Origin of the sequence: Undibacterium pigrum, from assembly GCF_003201815.1 — a bacterium.
Lineage (GTDB): Bacteria > Pseudomonadota > Gammaproteobacteria > Burkholderiales > Burkholderiaceae_D > Undibacterium > Undibacterium pigrum.
In genome coordinates, this window is sequence record NZ_QJKB01000018.1 from 1 (window position 1) to 19,184 (window position 19,184).

The following is a 19,184-nucleotide window of genomic DNA, read 5'->3' on the forward strand; positions in this document are numbered from 1 at the left end:
ACCACCTGCTCCTCAAACAACGCATGGATACACTTGTCTTGCGGGTAGTGTGCTTGCGTACTGTTCCACTCTTCCAAGATCTGATACCGCTCTTGTGGAAAGAGCAAATCGAGGTTTGAATATTTTGTTTGGGAATTCTCTTGCCCAAAAACACCCAAGATATGTAAAAGTCTATCCAGCAGAGCGCTTGTCTCCTCTGCAGAAAAAAATTCTGATTCACAATATAGAACTACATCCCAATCACTTTCATCACCACGGTCATATAGCCTTAGCTGCACCGGACCCAATTCACATGGATTGTTAATAAAGGACAAAAGGCAAGAAGCCTTTCTAAACTTAATCGGTCGAGACAAATTGATATAGTTAAAGACGACATCTGCTAGACCATTTTTTCGTATTTGAAAAACCCCCGCCTCTCGTGCCATTAACACAATCGGATCAGCCTGATGTTGATAAACACTCTTTATTTTTTTTGACGTGTTTTCTAAAAACTGGCTAATAGTTAAATTTTCTCCCCGTGAGACTCGAGTAGGTAGAATGCGAGAAAACATACCAAGTGCATCGTGTAGTTCATGTCGATTACGTCCATGAACAACACTCCCAAGCACTATCTCGTCACCATCAAAAATTCGACTAAAATATAATATTAGCGCAGCTCTCAACGCATGACGGCATTCGAAACCTCTCGTCTTTAATTCTTGACGAATTCGAAGTGGAATTTTTTTTGAAACTGCATGCGTATAACTCTTGCCACTCTTGTTTCTCTGATGAAGAAAAATCGGATTTGGGAATTGACAAAACTCGTCCTTCCAAAACTGCCTTTTTAACAAATTATTTTCAGTAATCTCACTATTTAAATTAGCTGCATTCAAATAGGATTTTTCAGTGTCAAGATCATCTTTTTTCTCGCTTTCATTATTCGCCTCGTTATATTTGTCTGCTACGGCATGAACAAAGTTAACAAGACCTGAGGCGTCTGATAGAATGTGATGTGCTTGAACAAACCACCAAGTTTCAAGCTCGGGCATGACGAATACAAAAGATTTTATCAATGGCGGCCCGTTCATCTCCATCACCGTTTCCATTGATTTTTTGATGTGCTCGTCAACTATTAGTCTCGCTGCATCAAAATCCTCTAGAGATAAATCAAATATTGTTAAAGGAAATAACGTTTTCGGCGTTTCGCGAGCAGAAACCTCTTCTATGAGAATTCGTGCGCAATCGCTCATTAAAGGAGAGGGCGAGTTCAATATCGCAGCTATGCACTCATGTAAGCATTCAACATTTTCCTCTCCGAAAATTCTACAAAGCAGACCGACGTTATAGACAGGACTATCAGGTTTCAATAACTGATCAAAATAAATGCTCTGCTGAGCAAGCGTAAGCTTTTTTAGTATTTCACTATTCATTTTTTGGGAAGCAGCGCTAACTCAGTAGATTTACAGGCAGTTAAATTTATTCCTAATAAGGATAAAACCGCAGAGTAATTATGAATTTGAATTGCATTTATATTTAAAGAATGACAGTCTACCAACATTCATGACGAATCGCTATTTTAAATTGAGCTAGAAGGATGAGCTTGCCCGCATAAAACGTATCCCTTACTGAGGGTTTGAAATTCAGTTAAGAAGAGAAGCATGTCATAAAACAAACGAGCACGCTATACGCAGGAATTCAAGATTGAGGCGGTCAGGTTGGTGCGGGCGGGCAAAGCATTGCTGCAGTCGCTCAAACACTCGGAATAGCCGATCAAACGTTACACAATTGGGTCAAAGCTGAAGAGCAAGGCAAACTTGCAGTAGCGTCAACCAAGCCCGTCAGTGCCGAGCAAATGGAAATTAGCCGGTTACGAGCCGAACTGGCGCGGGTCAAGATGGAGCGAGATATCCTAAAAAAAGCTACAGCGTACTTCGCCAAGGAGTCAATGTGAAGTACGCCTGGATAACGCGCAACAAGAGTTGCTGGCCGATTTCCCTACAATGCGAAATTCTCGGAGTAAGTCAGAGCGGCTATCACGAGCACTTCGCAAGACAGGCGACGCCACAGCAACGCAAGCATGTCAGCAATGATGCGCTCCTGGGGTTATGTCGCATTAGCAAACGTTGGCTGGCCGATCAGGTAGACTGCGGCGCCAACACTGTGTACGAATGAACATGCTCAATACCAAAGGACTGCGTTTCCCCATCGACGTGATTTTGGTCTGCATCCGATGGTATGTGACTTACCCTTTAAGCTACCGGCACCTGGAGGAAATAATGCAAGAGCGCGGCGTGTCGGTGGACCATTCATCGATCAACCGCTGGGCGATACGCTTCCTGCCGCTCATTGAGAAGATATCGCGCAAACACAAGCGCCCGGTGGGCACCAGCTGGCGCATGGATGAAACCTATATTAAGGTCAAAGGTGCCTGGAAATATCTTTATCGTGCAGTGGACAAGGAAGGTAAAACGATCGATTTTCTATTGACAGCCAAGCGTGACATGGCTGCGGCAAAACGTTTCTTCGACAAGGCCATAGCGGCACATGGCACTCCTGAAAAAGTCGCCATGGACAAGAGTGGCGCCAACAAGGCCGCCATCGATGCAGTCAATGTAGGCTGGCAAATGCCGATCATCGTTCGTCAGGTCAAATACCTCAACAATATCGTGGAACAAGACCATCGCGCCATCAAGCGCATTACCCGGCCGATGCTCAATTTCAAGTCCTTTGGCTCTGCCAGAAACATACTGGCCGGTATCGAAGTCATGCACATGATCCGCAAAGGCCAGATCGCCATCGGCGGCATGAATACGATGTCTTTTGCCGACCAGTTCTATGCATTGGCAGGACAAATCCGTTGAGCGCAATGGGTAAATGCACGAACCGGCTAATAATTCGTCTTGGCATTGCTAACGCGACACAACCAACAATTGTACGGTCTGACAATAAGATGTTCAGAGGTCCTTACCGCTTTTCCAGGCTGGCAATAGCTTATTGCGATACATCTTTTGCTCTTGCGTCAGCATCTGATTCTCTTCTGAGGAACTAGTTCTACCAGACTATATCCCCCTCCTTTTGCATTAAACCATGTAACCATCCGACGAATTTTAAATTAACCCTGCTCTTTGTAAGCTGATAGCACCTATAAAAGTAAAAGGAGCTGTCATGGCTAGTCAGGGCAAGGCCTATTCGGTGCTGGGTTCCAGCACGCTGGCGTTCACCATCTGTTTCACCATCTGGATGATGTTTGGCGTGATTGGTATTCCGATCAAGGCGGCATTGCATCTCAATGAAACTGAATTTGGTCTGTTAACGGCCATGCCGGTACTGACCGGTTCGTTAATACGTGTACCACTGGGTATATGGACAGACCGTTTTGGCGGTCGCATCGTCCTGTTCCTGCTGATGCTGTTCACGGTGATACCTATCTATCTGATCAGCTATGCCACGGCTTACTGGCATTTCCTGGTGCTGGGTTTGTTCGTTGGGCTGGCAGGTGGTTCTTTTTCTGTGGGCACACCTTATGTTGCGCGCTGGTTCAAGAAAGACAGGCAAGGCCTGGCCATGGGCATCTTTGGTGCTGGCAACTCGGGGGCGGCTGTGAATAAATTCATTGCTCCTGCCCTGATCGCTGCTGCGGGCTGGACCGTGGTGCCTAAAGTATATGCAGGCTTGATGCTGGCTGCGGCCCTGATCTTCTGGGTGTTCTCTGCCACTGATCCTAGCCATAACGTCAAATCCAACATCAGCTTCCTGGCCCAGTTGAAGATGCTGAAAGACCCGAAGGTCTGGCGCTATTGCCAGTATTACTCGGTCGTATTTGGTGGCTACGTGGGTCTGAGTCTGTGGATGGTCAAATATTACGTGACTGAATATGGTTTCGACATCAAGAGTGCCGCTCTGCTGGCCGCTTGCTTCTCTTTGCCTGGCGGCGTCCTGCGTGCCTTTGGCGGCTGGCTGTCCGATAAATATGGTGCCTACAAAGTGACCTGGTGGGTCATGTGGGTGTGCTGGGTCGCCTTCTTTTTACTGTCTTATCCACAGACTGATTTCACCATCAAGACCATCAATGGCATGCAGACTTTCCATATCGGCCTTACCCCAATGCTGTTCACAATCATCCTGTTTGTCGTGGGTATTGCCATGGCGGTAGGCAAGGCGTCTGTCTTCAAATTCATCTCGGATGACTACAGCAGCAATATCGGTGCCGTGTCTGGCGTGGTTGGCCTGGCGGGTGGCCTGGGCGGCTTCATCCTGCCTGTGCTGTTTGGTGCGATTGTCGATGTGACAGGAGTGCGCAGCTCCTGCTTCATGCTCTTGTACGGCACGGTCTGTGTGTCCCTGGTATGGATGCACTTCCAGTTCCGCAGGGAAGGCATGCTGGCAGCCCAGGCAGCTTTGCCAGCCTGACATCTGTGAGTATTTTTGATTATGAGTTATTGAAAACCAGGAGCATAAGATGAGTCATGTATTAAACCGCTGGGAGCCAGAAAATATTGAATTCTGGCGCAAGGAAGGCAGCTCGATTGCCAACAGAAACTTATGGATATCCATCCCCAGTCTGATGCTGGCATTTGCGGTCTGGATGCTGTGGAGCGTGGTGGCGGCCAATCTCGATAAGGCGGGATTTCATTTCAGCAAAGACCAGTTATTTTTCCTGACAGCCTTGCCTGCCTTGTCAGGCGCGACCTTGCGGATATTCTATTCTTTCCTGGTGCCTGTATTTGGTGGCCGCAAATGGACGGCAATTTCCACCGCAAGTTTGCTGATCCCCGCCATTGGCATGGGCTTTGCCTTGCAAGACCCGACGACCAGTTATTCGACCTTGCTGATACTGGCCTTGCTGTGCGGCTTTGGTGGCGGCAATTTCAGTTCCAGCATGGCGAATATCAGTTTCTTTTTCCCTAAATCACGCAAGGGTTATGCGACCGGCATGAATGCTGGCATAGGCAATCTGGGGGTGTCTGTCGTGCAGTTTGTGACGCCGTTTGTGATTTCTTCTGCCATGTTTGGCGCAACCGTCTCGGGTGAGGGTTTCCTGTTCCATAATGCCAAGACGGGTGCAGACCATATGTACTGGCTGGCAAATGCCGGATTTATCTGGGTACCGTTTATCGTCGTGGCAACCATGATGGCCTGGTTTGGCATGAATGATATTGCCTCGGCCAAAGCGTCTTTCGCTGACCAGGCTGTGATCTTCAAACGCAAGCATAACTGGCTGATGTGCTGGCTCTACATTGGCACCTTTGGGTCTTTCATAGGTTTCTCGGCTGGATTTGCGATGCTGATCAAGGCGCAGTTCCCGGAAATTGATGTGGCAAAATTTGCCTTTCTCGGCCCTTTGGCCGGTGCGCTGGCAAGGCCGGTAGGTGGCATGATCTCGGACAAGATAGGCGGCGCGAGGCTGACCTTCTGGGTATTTGCTGCCATGACCATCACCATACTGGTGGGTATCCTGCCAGCCTTGCATGATCACCAGTTCATGATCTTCCTGGTGTCTTTCATAGGCATGTTCATTTTGACAGGTCTGGGTAATGGCTCTACGTTTTGCATGATCCCCATCATCTTCCAGACTGAGCGTGAGCGCGCCGCCAAAGGCAAGGGCGAAGCAGCACTGAAGCAGGCCAGGCTGGATGCGGCCAAGGAATCTGCTGCCGTACTGGGTTTCTCTGGTGCGATAGGCGCTTATGGCGGTTTCTTCATCCCCCAAAGCTTTGGCACCTCCATCAAGATGACAGGCGCACCTGATATGGCCTTGTATGTGTTCATCGCCTTCTACATCTCTTGCATGGCCATCACCTGGTGGTATTACTCACGCAAAGGCGCAGAGATGCCTTGCTAGTTTTTCAATTAACAGAAATACCCTGAAAACAGCCTGTATATCTACAGGCTTTTTTTTTATGCGCGGAGGCGTCCTAGTTCTAAAGGACTAGATGAGCTAGTGCGAATGCGCAACTTATTACACCGCACCGAAGAATGGGCGTAATGGCCCTCATTCCCTACACTTCAAGCATGCATTAAAGAAAATGTGGGCACACCGCCCACCTGATATGGAGTTTACGATGAGTCATTTTCTGGATAGATTGAAGTTCATGTCGCGGGTGAAGTCCACCTTCTCCGATGGTCATGGTGCCGTGGTAGAAGAAGACCGCAAATGGGAAAACGCCTATCGCAGCCGCTGGCAGCATGACAAGATCGTGCGTTCTACTCATGGTGTTAATTGCACTGGCTCCTGCTCGTGGAAGGTGTATGTCAAGAATGGTTTGATTACCTGGGAAACCCAGCAGACTGATTATCCACGCACCCGCCCCGATCTGCCGAATCATGAACCACGCGGTTGCCCGCGCGGTGCGTCTTACAGCTGGTATGTATATTCCGCCCAGCGCGTCAAATACCCGATGATACGTGGCCGCCTCATGGAGATGTGGCAAGAAGCCCGCAAGACCATGGGACCGATAGAAGCCTGGGAAAGCATCAGCCAGAATCCTGAAAAAGCCAAACGCTATAAATCTGTACGCGGCCTTGGTGGTTTCGTGCGTGCTGACTGGGATACTGCACAGGAAATCATCGCTGCATCAAATGCCTACACTATCAAGAAATTTGGCCCTGACCGCGTGATCGGTTTCTCACCTATCCCGGCCATGTCCATGGTGTCTTATGCAGCAGGCGCACGTTACCTGAGCCTGATAGGTGGTGTACCACTGTCCTTCTATGACTGGTATTGCGACCTGCCACCAGCCAGCCCGCAAATCTGGGGCGAACAAACTGACGTGCCTGAATCTGCTGACTGGTATAACTCGACTTACCTGATGGTATGGGGTTCGAACGTACCGCAGACCCGCACACCAGATGCTCACTTCTATACCGAGGTGCGCTACAAGGGCACCAAGACCGTCGCCGTCTCATCTGACTTTGGTGAAATGGTCAAGTTTGGTGATATCTGGATGGCACCGAAACAGGGTACCGACGCCGCGCTGGCCATGGCGATGGGCCATGTGATATTGAAGGAATTCCATCTCGGTAACAAGTCAGACTATTTCCGCAGCTATGTCAAACAATATACCGACATGCCCATGCTGGTACGTCTGGTAGAACGTAATGGCAGCTATGTACCTGACCAGATGCTGCGTGCTTCGCAATTACCGGGTAATCTGAACGAAGCCAATAATCCAGACTGGAAAACCCTGGCCATTGATGAAATGACGGGTGAGATCGTGTCGCCCAATGGTTCCATAGGTTATCGCTGGGGTGAAGGTAAATTCGACGACGGTGCGAAAGTCGGCCGCTGGAACCTGGAAGCCAAGGACGGCAATACTGGTCGCGCCATAGACCCGCAACTGAGTCTGGTCGGCAAGCATGATGAAATCGTCACTGTAGGCTTCAATTACTTTGGTGGTGCTGACGCCAATGACATGTTGCTGCGCCACTTGCCAGCAAAACGTGTGACTCTCGCTGATGGCAGTACTGCGCTGGTAGCAACCGTGTATGACTTGTCGATGGCGAATTATGGCGTCGATCAGGGTCTGGGTGGTGCGGTGGCGAGTTCGTATGACGACGATGTCCCTTACACACCTGCCTGGCAGGAAAAACACACCAGCGTCAAGCGTGAGCTGGTGATACAGGTGGCACGTGAATTTGCCCAGAATGCCCATGACACCCAAGGCAAGAGCATGGTCATTGTCGGTGCTGCATTAAATCACTGGTACCACAACGACATGATTTATCGCGGCATCATCAATATGCTGATGATGTGCGGTTGCATAGGCAAATCCGGTGGCGGCTGGGCGCATTATGTAGGGCAGGAAAAACTGCGCCCGCAGTTTGGCTGGGCACCGCTGGCCTTTGCCAGTGACTGGGTACGCCCTGCCCGCCAGATGAATGGCACCAGCTTCTTCTACGCCCATACCAGCCAGTGGCGTCATGAAAAACTGGCCATGGATGAGATACTCGCGCCGACTGCCGACAAGTCAAAGATCAGCCATATGAGCATGATAGACATGAATGCCAAGTCTGAACGCCTGGGCTGGCTGCCATCTGCACCACAACTGGAAACCAATCCTCTCGACGTTTGTGATGCGGCAGAAAAAGCAGGCATGACACCGCAAGACTATCTGAAAAACAGCCTGAAGTCTGGCACGATCAATATGAGTTGTGATGACCCGGATAATCCCAAAAACTTCCCGCGCAATATGTTTGTGTGGCGCTCGAATATCCTCGGCAGTTCAGGCAAGGGCCATGAATACTTCCTCAAGTATTTACTGGGCACACAAAACGCCTTGTTTGATGATCCTGACGAAGCGGTCAAACCATCTGAAGTCAAATACCGCCCCGTGGCAGCAGAAGGCAAGCTGGACTTGCTGGTAGTGCTCGACTTCCGCATGAGTACCACTTGCCTGTATGGCGACATCGTCTTGCCGACTGCGACCTGGTATGAAAAGGATGACCTCAATACCTCGGACATGCACCCCTTCATCCACCCACTGAGTGAAGCCGTGCAACCGCTGTGGGAAAGCAAGACAGACTGGGAAATCTATAAAGGCATCGCCAAGAAATTTACCGAAATTGGCGGTGACTATCTGGGCACCCGCAAGGACATCGTCTTGCAACCTTTGATGCACGATACACCGGGTGAACTTGGTCAGGCTTTTGAGCCCAGGGACTGGAAAAAAGGTGAATGTGACCTGATACCGGGCAAGACTGCACCTAACTTCTTTGTCGTCGAACGTAACTACAAGGATATCTACAAGAAGTTTACTTCCATAGGGCCTTTGCTCGACAAACTCGGCAATGGTGGTAAGGGCATCAACTGGAATACCGAGCATGAAGTCAAGGAAATCGGTGGCATTACCAAGGTCGTGACAGAAGAAGGTATCAGCAAGGGTCGCCCACGGCTGGAAAGTGCAATTGACGCCTGCGAAATGATACTGACCTTCGCACCGGAAACCAATGGTCATGTCTCCGTCAAGGCATGGGAAGCACTGGGCAAGATCACTGGCCGCGACCATACCCATCTGGCAGTTGGCCGTGAACATGACAAGATACGCTTCCGCGATGTGCAGGCACAGCCACGCAAGATTATTTCTGCCCCGACCTGGTCTGGCCTGGAATCTGAAGAAGTCAGCTATAACGCCGGTTATACCAATGTGCATGAATACATACCATGGCGCACGCTGACTGGTCGCCAGCAGTTCTACCAGGATCACCGCTGGATGCTGGATTTTGGTGAAGGCCTGTGTGTGTATAAACCGGCGATAGATACCAAGACCGTGGCACCGATGCTGAACAGGTCGCCGAATGGCGAAAAAGAGATCGTCCTCAATTTCATCACGCCGCATCAGAAATGGGGCATCCATTCCACCTATTCAGACAATCTGCGCATGCTGACCCTGAGCCGTGGCGGCCCGCACGTGTGGATATCTGAAGTCGAGGCGAAAGAAGCAGGTCTGGTCGATAACGACTGGGTTGAAGTCTTTAACAGCAACGGTACTTTGACCGCCCGTGTCGTGGTCAGCCAGCGTGTGCCAAAAGGCATGTGCCTGATGTATCACGCCCAGGAAAAGATCGTCAATACGCCAGGTGCAGAACTCAGCGGCAAGCGCGGTGGCATCCATAACTCGGTCACACGCGCTGTCCTGAAACCTACCCACATGATAGGTGGCTATGCACAACTTGCTTATGGTTTCAATTACTACGGCACCGTAGGCAGTAACAGGGATGAGTTCATCGTCTTGAGAAAAATGAAGAAAGTAGATTGGCTGGAAGGCAAACTGGAAGAGGAGTCAGCATCATGAGAATACGCGCACAAGTCGGCATGGTGCTGAACCTGGATAAATGCATAGGCTGCCATACCTGCTCGGTCACTTGCAAAAACGTCTGGACCAGCCGTGATGGTGTTGAGTATGCCTGGTTCAATAACGTCGAAACCAAGCCTGGCATAGGTTATCCCAAAGAATGGGAAAACCAGCAAAAATGGAAAGGTGGCTGGCACCGCACTGAAGCTGGCAAGCTGGAACCCAGACAGGGTGGCAAGCTGCGCATACTCGCCAATATCTTCGCCAATCCTAACCTGCCTGCGATTGATGATTATTACGAGCCATTCACCTTTGATTATGAGCATCTGAAAAATGCGCCATTGATGCAGACGCCACCAACAGCGCGCCCTATCTCTGTGCTGACTGGCAAGAAAATGGACAAGATAGTCTGGGGCCCGAACTGGGAAGATGATCTGGGTGGCGAGTTCAGTGCACGCAGCAAGGATGCCTTGTTTGAAGGTGTGCAAAAAGAGATGTACAGCACCTTTGAATCCACCTTCATGATGTATCTGCCACGCCTGTGCGAACATTGCCTGAACCCGGCCTGCGTCGCATCCTGCCCTTCTGGCTCGATTTACAAGCGTGAAGACGATGGCATCGTGCTGGTCGACCAGGATAAATGCCGTGGCTGGCGCATGTGTATTTCTGGTTGTCCCTACAAAAAGATTTATTACAACTGGAGTTCGGGCAAGGCTGAGAAATGTACTTTCTGCTACCCACGCATAGAAGCTGGTCAGCCTACTGTCTGTTCTGAAACCTGTGTAGGCCGCATACGCTATCTCGGTGTCTTGCTGTACGACGCCGACAAGATAGAAGCAGCTGCCTCGGTGCCGGATGAAAAGGATTTGTATGAAGCGCAACTAGGCTGCTTCCTCGACCCGCATGATCCGGCAGTGATCGCCGAAGCACGCAAGCACGGCATACCTGAGAGCTGGATAGAGTCTGCACAAAAGTCGCCCGTCTACAAAATGGCGATGGAGTGGAAGATAGCCTTCCCCCTGCACCCTGAATACCGCACCCTGCCCATGGTCTGGTATGTGCCACCACTGTCACCTATACAAAAGGCTGCAGAGGCAGGCCATATGGGCATGAATGGTATTATTCCTGACGTCAAGTCCCTGCGCATACCTGTGCGTTATCTGGCTAACCTGCTGACCGCAGGCAAGGAAGAACCGGTAACCAGCGCGTTAGAACGCATGCTGGCCATGCGCGCCTACAAGCGTTCTGAAACCGTGTATGGCGAGCTTGATCATGCGGTATTGAAACAGGTTGGCCTGAGTGCGGCACAAGTCGAGGACATGTACCAGACGCTGGCTATCGCCAATTACGAAGACCGCTTTGTGATCCCGTCTTCACACAAGGAAATGGTGGAAGACAGCTTCAATGAAAAAGGCAGTTGCGGTTTCACCTTTGGTAATGGTTGCTCAGGCGGCACTTCGGACGGTGCCCTGTTTGGCAAGAAACCACAAGGCAGTGTGATCTTTGTCGATATGCCCAAGTCACGCAAGAAAATATCGACTGTTGAGTAACAACAGGTGCGCAAGCTATGCGCACCCGTAAAAAAACAATAAAGACACCATAAAGGAAATCGTATGCAAATTTATCGCATCCTGTCGGCACTGATGAGCTATCCGCAAGCTGATCTGATCGCCGCCCTGCCTGAGATTGAGCAGGCACTGCAAGACGAGCCTGTGTTTCTCGATGCCTTGCAAGCCACCCTGGACTATCTGCGCTCTGACAGCCTGATCACCCTGCAAGAAAACTATGTGGCGACGTTTGACCGCACGCATTCTTTGTCACTGCATCTGTTTGAACACATCCACGGCGAAAGCCGCGACCGTGGGCAGGCCATGGTCGATTTACTGGAAGAATACCGTACCCATGGCTTTGAGCCAGAGGCCAGTGAATTGCCAGACTATGTGCCGCTGTTCCTGGAATTCCTGAGCCTTATGGATGAGAGCACGTCAGAAAAATTGCTGGGTGAAGCCATCCATGTAATAGCAGCCATAGGTATGCGCCTGCAACGCAAGGACAGCCCCTATGCCAATCTGTTCCTGATACTGACGACCCTGACCGATGTCGTACCGCATGAACAGGGCGAGCCGCCAGTGCGTGACATGGATGATGCAATGGAAACCTTTGGCCCGGGTGCCGACGGTGTAGAACCACTGCTCAAACCCAATCTGTCGGGTACGCATCCTGTCAATTTTTATCCCAGGCAGCCCGGGCACGGTGCTGCTGCCGCCCAATCAACAGGGAGACCATCATGACTTATCTGCACCAATTCATTTACGGGATTTATCCCTATATCGCACTGGCGATTTTCCTGTTCGGCAGCCTGGCGCGTTTTGAACGTGAGCAATATACCTGGAAGAGTGATTCTTCACAAATGCTGCATACCGGCAATCTGCGACTCGGCAATATCCTGTTCCACGTAGGGATACTGGGCCTGTTTTTTGGCCATCTGGTGGGTTTGCTGACGCCTGTCATCGTCTGGGACACGCTCGGTATCAGCCACAGCTTCAAGCAAATGATCGCCATGGTCGCCGGTGGCGTCTTTGGCAGCCTGTGCATGCTGGGCTTGCTGATTTTGTTGCACCGCCGGTTTACCGATGCACGTATCTCTGCAGTGACAAAAACGGGCGACAAGGTCTTGCTGTTATGGATCTTCGTCACACTGGGCCTGGGTTTGTCAACGATATTTGAATCTGCCCATCACAGCGATGGCCACATGATGGTCTTGCTGATGACCTGGGCCCAGCACATCGTCACTTTCAAGGGCGATGCTGCCGAGTTCATCGTGGCTGCGCCCTTGCTGTTCAAGCTGCATCTGTTCATGGGCCTCAGCCTGTTCGTGATCTTCCCGTTCACCCGTCTTGTACATGTCTGGAGTGGATTTGCTTCAGTCACTTATATCAGCCGCGCATGGCAGCTGGTCAGGCCACGCTGAATTTCTAATCTTTGAACGAAGGAGAACAAAATGCCCGTCATCGTCAATGATTATGAACTGACAGATGCTGACATGGAAAAGGAACTGCCTGCCCACGAGGGCACAGCAGATGCCATGAAAAGCGCCATGACTGCCCTGGTATTGCGCCGTGTGCTGCTGGATGAAGCGCAGCAACAGGGTTTGCAACAGGCAGATGAGGATGAACGCATCGATGCGCTGTTGCGGCAGGAAGTCATCGTGCCCATACCAGCGCGCGAAGAATGCCTGCGCCAGTATCAGGCCAATCCTGCCCGCTTCAAGGTCGGGGAACTGGCCGAGGTCAGCCATATCCTGTTTCAGGTAACGTCTGGTGTGGACCTCGATGCCCTGCGCAAGCATGCACAATTGCTGCTTGATGAGCTGCTGGAAGATCCGGCGCAGTTTGCCGCATGCGCAAAGGCAAATTCGAATTGCCCCTCCAGCGAAGTGGCTGGCAGCCTGGGACAGGTAACGCGCGGCATGACGGTGCCTGAGTTTGAGCAAGCCGTATTTGCCGCAGAACCCGGGCACATCATCCCCAGGCTGGTGGAAACCCGCTTTGGCCTGCACATCATACTGCTGGGTCGCAAGCTTGATGGCCAGTTGCTGCCTTTCGAAGAGACGGAAAGCAAGATCGCCCTGGCCATGCACCAGGCCAGCCATGACCGCGCCCTGCACCAGTACCTGCAATTGCTGGTGGGGCGCGCAAAGATATCCGGCATTGATATCCAGGGTGCAGCCACTCCTTTAGTCCAATAAACTCGAAAGTAAAATCATGTCGCAGGCTATGAAAAAACTTGTACTTCAACATCTGGAGTGCGATGAACAACTGAACCGCTGCGAAGCAGCTTTGCACAAGGGCGATATGGCGGCTGCGGCCAGGAATTTTGCCCTGTTCAGCCAGCAGCTCGATGCTCATTTTGCGGTGGAGGAAGAGCGGCTTTTCCCGGCGCTGGAAAAAGCCACTGGCATGCTGCATGGTCCTACCGTGGTCATGCGTGCCGAACACGCAGAGATCCGCAATCTGCGTGATGAAGCCAGGGCTGCCATCAGTGAAGAAGCGGCAAAAGCGGCAGAGCATGCACTGGCCATACTCGATACCCTGAATGTCCTGATACAGCAACACAATATCAAGGAAGAAAATATTCTCTACCCCATGTGCGGCGGCAGCATCCCTGACCTGGAAACAGTGCTGGGCATGAACACCGGCAGTACCTGCTGCGGTGCCTGTTCCTGCTCCTGATCGTTTCAGGAAAAAAGATGTGCTTCAATGGCCAGCCTGAAAGTTCTTAACTACGAACTGTCCCCCGCACCAGCCACCATCTTTGGCTGCTTGTTACCAGCCCCGTGGATGGGTGTGGTAACCGGGCTGCTGCTGGCCTTTGGGCCACAAGAGGGCTTGCCTGAGCGTTTTTCACCACTGGTACTGGCGCTGACGCATTGCCTGGTGCTGGGCATGCTGGCGCCCATCATGCTGGGTGCCCTGTTCCAGCTCATGCCTGTAGTGGCAGGACAGGCGGTGACAGGTGCCCGCAGGATCGCGCCGTTTGTGGCGCTGGGCTCTGCCCTGATTGCGGCTTCACTGACCCTGGGCTTCTTGCGCGGACAGACTGCAGGCTTTGTCTTTGCTGCCGTACTGGCGGCGATCTTGTACGGTGCAGTCATTGTGGCCTTGCTGGTGACAGCAAGCAAGGTCGTGGTGGTCGATGCCACCACCCGCAGCCTGCGCTGGATAGCCTGGCCCCTGCTGCTGGTCGTCGCCCTGGGTATCAGTCTGGCCGGTAATTTTGCGGGCTGGTGGCAGCTGGATGTCATGTATTTACTGGATTTGCACGTGGGCTGGGGGTCAGTGGGCTGGATAGCGGCGCTGGTACTCAGTGTTGCGTCCACCACGGTACCGATGTTCTGGCAAACCAGACGGCCATCAGCGCATTGGCAAAAAGCCTTGCCAGGCGTCTTGTGGCTGGCCTTGTTACCGGCCTTCCTGCCAGCCTTGCAGCCGTATGCCCTGTTGTTTGCCTGTTCGCTCATTTTTATCATCGCCAGCTTGTCCTTGAAGGCCATCTCACAGGCCAGGCGGCGCTTTGATCCTGCCTGGGGTTTATGGCTGGTGTGCGCTGGCAGTTATATGGCCGCTGCCCTGTTGGCCGCCCTGCCCACTTTGCAAAGCCTGAGTGGCGGCTTTGTCTTACCGGAATTTATGTCTAAGACAATACCGTGGTGGACAGGTGTCCTGGTGCTGGTCGGTGGTGCGGTCTTGCCTGTCAATGCGATGCTGGGCAAGATCATTCCCTTCCTGGTCTTCCTGCATTTGCGCAGGCAGACGCCGATGGGGCAGCGGGTACCGACGATGCAGGTAGTATTGCCGCCGCAGCGCCTGCTATGGCAGGCACGCATGGTATTGCTGGCATTTGCCCTGCTGTTGCTATTGCCGCTGGCACCGGCCTGGCTGGCGATTGCAGCAGGTCTGGCATTTTCGCTATCACAAGGCTATCTGGGCAGCCTGCTGATCATCTGCCTGTTGCGTTACCGGCATGAATTGAAGGCCGTGTTGCTTGCTCAATAAACTATTCATATAGGTCAAAAGAACTATTCTGCTTTAGCTTGGCGGCGAATTGTGTCATTGCCGGTCACAGACCACAATGCATACATGGAAACTCCTGCCCCACCCTCAAGCACAGCCGCACTGACAGACCGCTTTGGTCGTCGCGTCAGCTACTTGCGCCTGTCTGTCACTGACCGTTGTGATCTGCGTTGCAGTTATTGCATGCCCAAAGGATTTTCTGGTTTTGAAGAACCAGAGAACTGGCTGCGTTTTGATGAGATCACCCGCGTGGTGGCGGCATTTGCCCGCATGGGTGTGGCGCGGGTACGGCTGACCGGCGGCGAGCCCTTGCTGCGCCGTGGCTTGCCACAACTGGTGACACAATTATCGGGCTTGCCTGGATTGCAAGATATTTCACTTTCCACCAATGCGACCCAGTTACACAAGCATGCCCGGGTCTTGCATGATGCAGGCGTGCGCCGCATCAATGTCAGCCTGGACAGCCTGGACCGTGCCTGCACAGAAAAAATCACAGGACGCGACAGTTTCGCCAGCATCATGGCCGGACTGCAGGCGGGCAAACAGGCAGGTTTTGATCCCATCAAGCTCAATATGGTGGTCATGCGCGGCATCAACGACCATGAAATCATGCGCATGGCACAATTCTGCTTTGAAGAAGGCTTCATCTTGCGTCTGATCGAAGCCATGCCCATGGGCGAAACCGGGCGCAATAGCCAGTACATGGACATAGGCCCGGTGCGGGAGCAACTGGTCAGCAAATTCAATCTGACCCCTGCTGCGGCCGAACTGGGGGGCGGGCCTGCCCGCTACTGGACCACAGCCGACAGCAAGGGAACGATAGGCTTTATTTCCCCTATCAGCCAGCATTTCTGCGCCACTTGTAACCGGGTTCGCTTGTCGGTAGATGGCACTTTATATATGTGCCTGGGCCAGGAAGAAAAATTTGAGCTGCGCCCCCTGCTGCGTGCAGGTATCAGCGACCAGGAGCTGGAAGCTGCGATCAGAATAGCGATAGAATTGAAGCCTGAGCGCCATGAATTCAAGGAACAACCTCATAAAATCATCCGTTTCATGTCGCAAACCGGTGGCTAGCCATCTTAAAAAAATGGGTGAAACAGAGGGTGGAGTAAAGTATGGAAGTCAGAAATATTCAACAGTTCATCGAGGGATTCCAACGTTTCCAGAGCAAGTATTTTGCTGGTGAAGACAAGTTGTTTGAAAAACTCAATCATGGCCAGAATCCCACTACCCTGCTGATAGGTTGCTGTGATTCCAGGGTAGATCCGGCGCTGCTGCTTGATTGTGATCCTGGCGATATCTTCGTGGTGCGCAATGTGGCCAACCTGGTGCCTCCCTGTAATGAATCGGCACAGCAGCATGGTGTCAGTGCCGCGATACAGTTTGCTGTAGAAGCCTTGAATGTCAAGCGCATCATCGTCATGGGGCATGAAAAATGTGGCGGCATACGGGCACTGATGCAGGGTTACCAGCCTGGCCGCAAAATAGATTTCATAGGCCGCTGGATGAAGATCGCTGAACCGGTAAAACTCCAAGTCAAGCAGCAACTCGCTCATTGTTCAGAGGCAGAACAACTGCGCGCCTGTGAGCTGGGTGCGGTGATCAATTCACTCAATAATCTGCGCAGCTTTCCCTGGGTGTCCGAACGGGAAGCCACAGGTGAACTGGCACTGCACGGCTGGTACTTCGATATGAGCAATGGCGCCTTGCTGGCTTATTCAGAACGCTCGGATACTTTCTTGCCCATGGTCTGCCCCCTGAATATTTCCAATAAAACCCTTATTCCCGAAGTCTCGTATAGCGAACCATAAAAAACTTCCTTATGCGCCTATACTATGGCTAATCACCAAGCTAATCACTAAGCTAATCAAACAGCACTGACCACCACCATGAATCCTATCTCAGGTCCTCCATATACTTTGCCTGCAGGCAAGCGCCTGACTTTCAGGATCTTGCTGACGACACTGCTAGGTTTAAGTCTGACGCTGGCCGCAGTCGGCTATACCTTATTGCTGTCATGGCAACTTGAGGGCGGTGGCGCAGCAATCAACGAGGCAGGCAGTTTGCGCATGCGTTCTTACCGGCTGGCCATGGAGCTGGAACATCAGCAGGTCGCCTCAAAAATAGTACAGGAACTCGATGACTTCAACCGCATCCTGAATGATTTACAAACGGGTGATGCCAAGCGACCGCTATTTTTGCCTGCGTCCCAGCCTGTGCGCGAGCAAATGCAGCTGGTGCAAAAAGAATGGCAGCAGCATGTAGAGGTCAATGCAAGAAAAGTCCTGTCTGAAACCGACCTGCAAAACAAGCAGGCCATGCTGAACCTGTATGCAAAAGAACTGCCGGTTTTTGTAGAGAGCATCAACAAGCTGGTGTCGCTGGTTGAAGTAGAGCTGACAGAAAAAACAACCTGGCTGCGCCTGTGCCAGACTGCCCTGATCTTCATGTCACTGGCCGCCAGTATCGCCTTGCTCTATCTGCTCTACCTGTGGATAGTCGGCCCGGTAACGCGCATGCAGGCGGGTATTGCGAGTATGTCCAAGGACGATCTCAGCGTGCGCCTGCCAATCGAGACTGAAGATGAATTTGGTGTCCTGGCGCAGGCTTTCAACCAGATGGCTGACCACGTGCAAAGCGTACACCGCACGCTGGAAGAAAGGGTGGCAGAAAAAACTGCCAGACTGCAGGAACAGAATCATGAAGTCAGCACCCTGTATGAAATTGCCGGCTTCCTGGCAGGACCGCATGCAATAGAAGAACTATGCCGTGGCTTTCTGCAACGGATCATGCAGAGAATGGAAGCCGACGGCGGCACCGTGCGCATACTCGACAACCTGAGCGACAACCTGCACATCACCGTGCATGAAGGCATTTCTGAAAAAATGATAGAAGAGGAGCACTGCATCAAGACGGATGATTGCCTGTGCGGTGCAGCGACCCATCAGGGTATTATCATCGTCAGGGATTTTCGCAAGATGGATCAACAGCGCCGCTATCGCTGTCAGGAAGAGGGCTTTTTCTCGCTGGCGGTGTTCCAGATACTGGCGCGTGAACAGGTCATAGGCAGTTTCTCCCTGCATTTTTCCAAAGAGCGCAATATCAGCAGCGAAGAACGCAGACTGCTGGAAACCCTGGGTAAAAACCTCGGCGTGGCAATTGAAAACCAGCGCCTCATCGCCAGGGAAAAAGAATTTGCTGTCTCGAATGAACGCAATCTGCTGGCGCAAGGCTTGCACGACAGTATTGCGCAAGGCTTGAATTTCCTGAACCTGCAAGTGCAGATGCTGGAAGATTCATTAAGCCGCAATGATGTAGAAGAGATCAAGGACATCGCGCCTTTGCTACGTGCCGGTGTACAAGAAAGTTATGAAGATGTGCGCGAACTGCTGTTGAATTTCCGTACCCGTCTGCAGGACAGTAACCTGGAATCAGAAATGCGCAATGTGGTCGCCAAATTCCAGCGTCAGACCGGCATCCATGGCCAGATAGAATTTGTGGGTAATGGCGCACCGCTTGCACCGGAACAGCAGTTGCAGGTGCTATTCATTTTGCAGGAAGCCTTGTCGAACGTACGCAAGCATGCGCAGGCTGGCGAGGTCAGTATCAGGGTGAAGAATGAACGTGATTTTTCCCTGACGGTGACGGATAATGGCGAAGGTTTCAACATGGACAAGGTCCACGAAAAAGGCGAAGCCCATGTAGGTCTGCGCATCATGCAAGAAAGGGCAGACCGGCTGGCTGCCAAATTCCATATCGCAAGTCAGCCTGGTGAGGGCACCACGATAGCACTGGAATTATTGCGCCAGGAACGCCTGGTAGCATAGGCATCATTTATAGA

General features: G+C 51.8%; 14 protein-coding genes and 1 pseudogene. 14 read left to right on the forward strand and 1 reads right to left on the reverse strand.

Going from position 1 to position 19,184, the window contains the following annotated elements; all coding sequences use genetic code 11:
• On the reverse strand, positions 1–1,409 hold a 1,409-nt coding region (locus tag DFR42_RS26500; protein WP_146218979.1), incomplete at its 3' end, for a condensation domain-containing protein.
• 270 nt (positions 1,410–1,679) lie between these two features.
• Here DFR42_RS26500 and DFR42_RS29815 point away from each other — a divergent pair.
• The 14 genes and pseudogenes from DFR42_RS29815 to DFR42_RS26575 all read left to right on the forward strand — a co-directional run.
• A pseudogene (locus tag DFR42_RS29815) lies at positions 1,680–2,079 on the forward strand (transposase); the annotation flags it as partial.
• Between the two features lie 74 nt (positions 2,080–2,153).
• Positions 2,154–2,840 (forward strand): IS6 family transposase, encoded by a 687-nt coding sequence (locus tag DFR42_RS26515; protein ID WP_425450908.1) that lies wholly within the window; start codon positions 2,154–2,156, stop codon positions 2,838–2,840.
• A gap of 304 nt (positions 2,841–3,144) precedes the next feature.
• On the forward strand, positions 3,145–4,389 hold the full coding sequence (locus DFR42_RS26520; protein WP_110258089.1) for an MFS transporter: 1,245 nt from the start codon (positions 3,145–3,147) through the stop codon (positions 4,387–4,389).
• A gap of 49 nt (positions 4,390–4,438) precedes the next feature.
• Positions 4,439–5,821 (forward strand): NarK family nitrate/nitrite MFS transporter, encoded by a 1,383-nt coding sequence (locus DFR42_RS26525; protein WP_110258090.1) that lies wholly within the window; start codon positions 4,439–4,441, stop codon positions 5,819–5,821.
• A 220-nt stretch (positions 5,822–6,041) separates the two neighbouring features.
• Entirely contained in the window at positions 6,042–9,770 is a 3,729-nt protein-coding gene (locus DFR42_RS26530; RefSeq protein ID WP_110258091.1) for a nitrate reductase subunit alpha, read from the forward strand.
• Positions 9,767–11,320 carry a nitrate reductase subunit beta gene (narH, locus tag DFR42_RS26535; protein WP_110258092.1) on the forward strand — a complete coding sequence of 518 codons (1,554 nt, stop codon included), beginning with the start codon at positions 9,767–9,769 and terminating at the stop codon, positions 11,318–11,320. Before DFR42_RS26530 ends, narH begins: the two co-directional genes overlap by 4 nt.
• A 63-nt stretch (positions 11,321–11,383) precedes the next feature.
• Positions 11,384–12,061 (forward strand): nitrate reductase molybdenum cofactor assembly chaperone, encoded by a 678-nt coding sequence (narJ, locus tag DFR42_RS26540; protein WP_110258093.1) that lies wholly within the window; start codon positions 11,384–11,386, stop codon positions 12,059–12,061.
• Positions 12,058–12,741, forward strand: a complete 684-nt coding sequence (gene narI / locus DFR42_RS26545) for a respiratory nitrate reductase subunit gamma (protein ID WP_110258094.1) — start codon at positions 12,058–12,060, stop codon at positions 12,739–12,741. The genes narJ and narI overlap by 4 nt, the downstream gene beginning before the upstream one ends.
• Positions 12,742–12,771: 30 nt before the next feature.
• Positions 12,772–13,518, forward strand: a complete 747-nt coding sequence (locus DFR42_RS26550) for a peptidylprolyl isomerase (RefSeq protein ID WP_110258095.1) — start codon at positions 12,772–12,774, stop codon at positions 13,516–13,518.
• A gap of 28 nt (positions 13,519–13,546) precedes the next feature.
• Positions 13,547–14,002, forward strand: coding sequence for a hemerythrin domain-containing protein (locus tag DFR42_RS26555; protein WP_245937102.1), 456 nt, complete (start codon positions 13,547–13,549; stop codon positions 14,000–14,002).
• Between the two features lie 27 nt (positions 14,003–14,029).
• Complete coding sequence (locus DFR42_RS26560; RefSeq protein ID WP_110258097.1) at positions 14,030–15,325, forward strand: hypothetical protein; 1,296 nt, start codon at positions 14,030–14,032, stop codon at positions 15,323–15,325.
• A gap of 84 nt (positions 15,326–15,409) precedes the next feature.
• Positions 15,410–16,417 (forward strand): GTP 3',8-cyclase MoaA, encoded by a 1,008-nt coding sequence (moaA, locus tag DFR42_RS26565; protein ID WP_110258098.1) that lies wholly within the window; start codon positions 15,410–15,412, stop codon positions 16,415–16,417.
• Between the two features lie 41 nt (positions 16,418–16,458).
• Entirely contained in the window at positions 16,459–17,154 is a 696-nt protein-coding gene (locus tag DFR42_RS26570; RefSeq protein WP_110258099.1) for a carbonic anhydrase, read from the forward strand.
• A 78-nt stretch (positions 17,155–17,232) separates the two neighbouring features.
• Positions 17,233–19,170: a type IV pili methyl-accepting chemotaxis transducer N-terminal domain-containing protein gene (locus DFR42_RS26575; protein ID WP_110258100.1), complete on the forward strand. Its 1,938-nt coding sequence runs from the start codon at positions 17,233–17,235 to the stop codon at positions 19,168–19,170.
• Positions 19,171–19,184: the final 14 nt, after the last annotated feature.

Excerpts from the sequence above, each read along its gene's own strand:
- DFR42_RS26530 (WP_110258091.1), top strand. The coding sequence starts at position 6,042 with ATGAGTCATTTTCTGGATAGATTGAAGTTCATGTCGCGGGTGAAGTCC.
- DFR42_RS26570 (WP_110258099.1), top strand. The coding sequence starts at position 16,459 with ATGGAAGTCAGAAATATTCAACAGTTCATCGAGGGATTCCAACGTTTC.
- DFR42_RS26520 (WP_110258089.1), top strand. The coding sequence starts at position 3,145 with ATGGCTAGTCAGGGCAAGGCCTATTCGGTGCTGGGTTCCAGCACGCTG.
- DFR42_RS26575 (WP_110258100.1), top strand. The coding sequence starts at position 17,233 with ATGAATCCTATCTCAGGTCCTCCATATACTTTGCCTGCAGGCAAGCGC.
- DFR42_RS26525 (WP_110258090.1), top strand. The coding sequence starts at position 4,439 with ATGAGTCATGTATTAAACCGCTGGGAGCCAGAAAATATTGAATTCTGG.
- DFR42_RS26550 (WP_110258095.1), top strand. The coding sequence starts at position 12,772 with ATGCCCGTCATCGTCAATGATTATGAACTGACAGATGCTGACATGGAA.
- narJ (WP_110258093.1), top strand. The coding sequence starts at position 11,384 with ATGCAAATTTATCGCATCCTGTCGGCACTGATGAGCTATCCGCAAGCT.
- DFR42_RS26555 (WP_245937102.1), top strand. The coding sequence starts at position 13,547 with ATGAAAAAACTTGTACTTCAACATCTGGAGTGCGATGAACAACTGAAC.
- moaA (WP_110258098.1), top strand. The coding sequence starts at position 15,410 with ATGGAAACTCCTGCCCCACCCTCAAGCACAGCCGCACTGACAGACCGC.
- narH (WP_110258092.1), top strand. The coding sequence starts at position 9,767 with ATGAGAATACGCGCACAAGTCGGCATGGTGCTGAACCTGGATAAATGC.
- narI (WP_110258094.1), top strand. The coding sequence starts at position 12,058 with ATGACTTATCTGCACCAATTCATTTACGGGATTTATCCCTATATCGCA.
- DFR42_RS26515 (WP_425450908.1), top strand. The coding sequence starts at position 2,154 with ATGCTCAATACCAAAGGACTGCGTTTCCCCATCGACGTGATTTTGGTC.
- DFR42_RS26560 (WP_110258097.1), top strand. The coding sequence starts at position 14,030 with ATGGCCAGCCTGAAAGTTCTTAACTACGAACTGTCCCCCGCACCAGCC.